Origin of the sequence: Flavobacterium sp. (assembly GCF_036515215.1) — a bacterium.
Lineage (GTDB): Bacteria > Bacteroidota > Bacteroidia > Flavobacteriales > Flavobacteriaceae > Flavobacterium.
This window is the reverse complement of the sequence record NZ_DATBVQ010000048.1, coordinates 1-3129: the sequence shown is the minus strand read 5'-3', so window position 1 is coordinate 3129 and position 3129 is coordinate 1. Positions and strand designations below refer to the sequence as shown.

The 3129-nt window shown below is 35.1% G+C and carries 3 protein-coding genes; 1 reads left to right on the top strand and 2 read right to left on the bottom strand.

All coding sequences use genetic code 11. The features are described from left to right. A partial coding sequence (locus VIH09_RS03675; RefSeq protein WP_331578001.1) for a CusA/CzcA family heavy metal efflux RND transporter occupies nucleotides 1–2286 on the bottom strand: 2286 nt, incomplete at its 3' end. A 109-nt stretch (nucleotides 2287–2395) separates the two neighbouring features. After that, nucleotides 2396–2710, bottom strand: coding sequence for a DUF6660 family protein (locus VIH09_RS03670; protein ID WP_331577999.1), 315 nt, complete (start codon nucleotides 2708–2710; stop codon nucleotides 2396–2398). A gap of 125 nt (nucleotides 2711–2835) precedes the next feature. Here VIH09_RS03670 and VIH09_RS03665 point away from each other — a divergent pair. Beyond that, nucleotides 2836–3129: di-heme oxidoredictase family protein (locus VIH09_RS03665; RefSeq protein WP_331577997.1), on the top strand; the 294-nt coding region annotated here is incomplete at its 3' end.

Sequence of the window (3129 nt, the reverse complement as noted above, 5' to 3'; positions counted from 1 at the left end):
AATCTTACCGGCACTTTCTCCGGCAAAAGAGGAACGAATGATTTGGTTTATATCCGTTATATTTAAACCGTACAAGGCTATTTTACTGTAATCATATTTTACGGTTATTTGAGGTAAACCCGTTACTTTGTCAGCTTTTAAGTCTCCAATACCTTCAATATTGTTGACTTTAGCAATCAATTCTTTGGCTTTAGTATCTAAAATTTCTAAATCGTCTCCAAAAATTTTGATGGCAATATCACTTCGGCTTCCCGTCATTAATTCATTAAAACGCATTTGAATGGGTTGCGAAACTTCGATATTTGCACCAGGAATGGCTTCCATTTCCTCCTTCATTGCATTCGCCAAATCTTCCCAATTATCATAATCACCAGTCCATTCGCTTTTGTCTTTTAAAACAATAATCAAATCAGCACTTTCGATAGGCATCGGGTCAGTCGGAATTTCACCACTACCAATTTTTGAAACTATGGTTTTTATTTCCGGGAATTTCGCTTTTAGGATTTTTTCATATTCGGTAGTGGTTTTAACCATTTGCGAAAGCGAACTACCCGTCATAATAGTAGCATTAATAGCTAAATCACCTTCTTCGATTGTTGGTATAAATTCGCCTCCCATATTTTGGAAAACAATAATTGCAAAGACAAACATTCCTAAAGCAATTGCTAAAACTGCTTTCTTGAAACGCAAGGCGCTATCTAAAAATGGTGCATATATTTTTTCAAACCACGCCATCATTTTGTCACTAAAATTGGGTTTATGTTCGGTGTTTTTTGATAAAAACATCGCACTCATCATAGGTACGTAAGTAAGTGAAAGTACAAATGCTCCAATAACTGCAAAACCTACGGTCATGGCCATGGGTCTAAACATTTTTCCTTCCGTTCCTACTAATGCCAGTATAGGAAGATAAACGATTAAAATTATGATTTCACCAAAAGCGGCACTGTTTCGGATTTTTGAAGCAGATTTATATACTTCGCTATCCATTTCAGTTTGTGTTAAAGCCTTTTGCCTTTTGAGTTTTTGTAAATGGTGCATCGTGGCTTCGACTATAATTACCGCACCATCGACTATAATTCCAAAATCGATTGCCCCTAAACTCATCAGGTTTCCACTTACTCCAAAAGCATTCATTAAAATTACTGCAAAAAGCATGGACAATGGAATTACGGATGCGACAATTAATCCGGCCCGAAGATTTCCAAGAAATAATATCAGTACAAATATTACTATTAAAGCCCCTTCCAATAAGTTTTTGGTAACAGTTCCTATAGCACTATCTACTAATTTTCCTCTGTCGATAAAAGCTTCGGCAACAACACCTTCGGGTAGGGTTTTGTTGATTTGCTCCATTTTTTCTTTCACTCTATCAACAACGGCACTGGAGTTTTCTCCTTTAAGCATTAGTACCAATCCGCAAACAATTTCGCCTTTTCCATCTTTTGTTGAAGCTCCATAACGCAATGATATTCCTTCATTTACTGAAGCTACATCCCGAACCAAAACGGGTGATCCGTTTCTGTTTTTGACCACTATGTTTTCTAAATCTTTGATACCAGATGCCATACCGACACCACGAATGAAATAAGCATATTGATCTTTCTCGATATAAGCACCACCAGTGTTTTGATTGTTTTTTTCTAAAGCTTCAAAAATTTCAGTTATTGTTACTCCTAAACTATTTAAGGTATTAGGATTAACTGCAATTTCATATTGTTTTAGTTTTCCGCCCCAAGTGCTTACTTCGGCAACACCTTCAATACCTTGTAGTTGTGGAATAATAATCCAGTCCTGAATGGTTCGCAATTTGACTGCATCGTATTTGTCTTCATAGCCCTTTTTTGCATATACATCATATTGATATATTTCGCCAAGGCCTGTTGAAATTGGTGCTAATTCTGGTGAACCTGCATATTTTGGTATGTTTTCTTCGGCTTGTTTCAAGCGTTGAAAAATTTGTTCTCTTGCCCAATAAATATCTACATCATCTTTAAAAACTACTGTAACCACCGATAATCCAAATCGAGAAATACTTCGTAACTCGATGACTTTTGGAATGGTTTTTACAGCTTGTTCAAGCGGATAGGTAATTAATTGTTCTACTTCCTGACTGGCCAATGTAGGAGCAGTAGTAATGATCTGAACCTGATTGTTAGTTACATCAGGTAATGCATCAAGCGGCAAATTTTTAATGGAATAACTTCCCCATGCTATAAGTACGAGGGTAAATAAAAGTATAATGAACTTGTTCTTTATACTAAACTGTATGATTTTGTCTAACATTGAAAATATTATAATGAATTAGAAATTAGCAAATAGAATATTTGCCATTATTTGTGATAAGGTCACAACTTTCTAACCCGAATCCCAATAGCTATCGGGACGGGTATCATTATGCTATTTGAGGGGGTTGCCAAATACTTCCGAAGAAATTGGATGCAAAAATAGATTTATAGAATGGCTCTTTGGTTTTAATAACCGTAGAAATTAAAGGAAAATCGAAATTAATTGGAAAATGACTTAATATTTGCACTCCACAACAATTGCAAGAGCAGAAAGGAGAACACAAATCTTTTTCTTTATTGTGGGAATGGTTTTCTTTATAGGAGGAAAGTTCCTTTGATGTATGTACAAAACTATTTACTTCCAAATCAGCACAAGGCAAAAATGAAAGTGCTGTTAGATAAATTGATAGTATGAGGTTCATCCATTTCACTAATACAAAAGTAACAATAAAATTTATATGATTTAGGGATTAATTAATTTTTATTATTATATTTTTATTTAATACGAAATATTTATTTAGCTTTGTCTAAAATATAATTTATTCAAATGAAAACCACACACTTGTTTTTTGGAGTTATACCAATACTCTTAATCCTGTTATTTACATCTTGTGATGAAAGCTATACTGAAATTCCTGCTGATGATGAAGTTTTAGATGGAACCGTAGAAGGGCTCTCCCATGAAGAGTTAGCACGTTTCTTAAAAGGTGATGCGGCATTCAATGAGGTTTTTACCCGCGAAATAGGACTTGGTCCTACATTTGTTTCAACAAGCTGCATCAGTTGTCATGCTGGTGATGGTAAAGGTCATCCCTCTACCACACTTACCCGTTTTGGACAA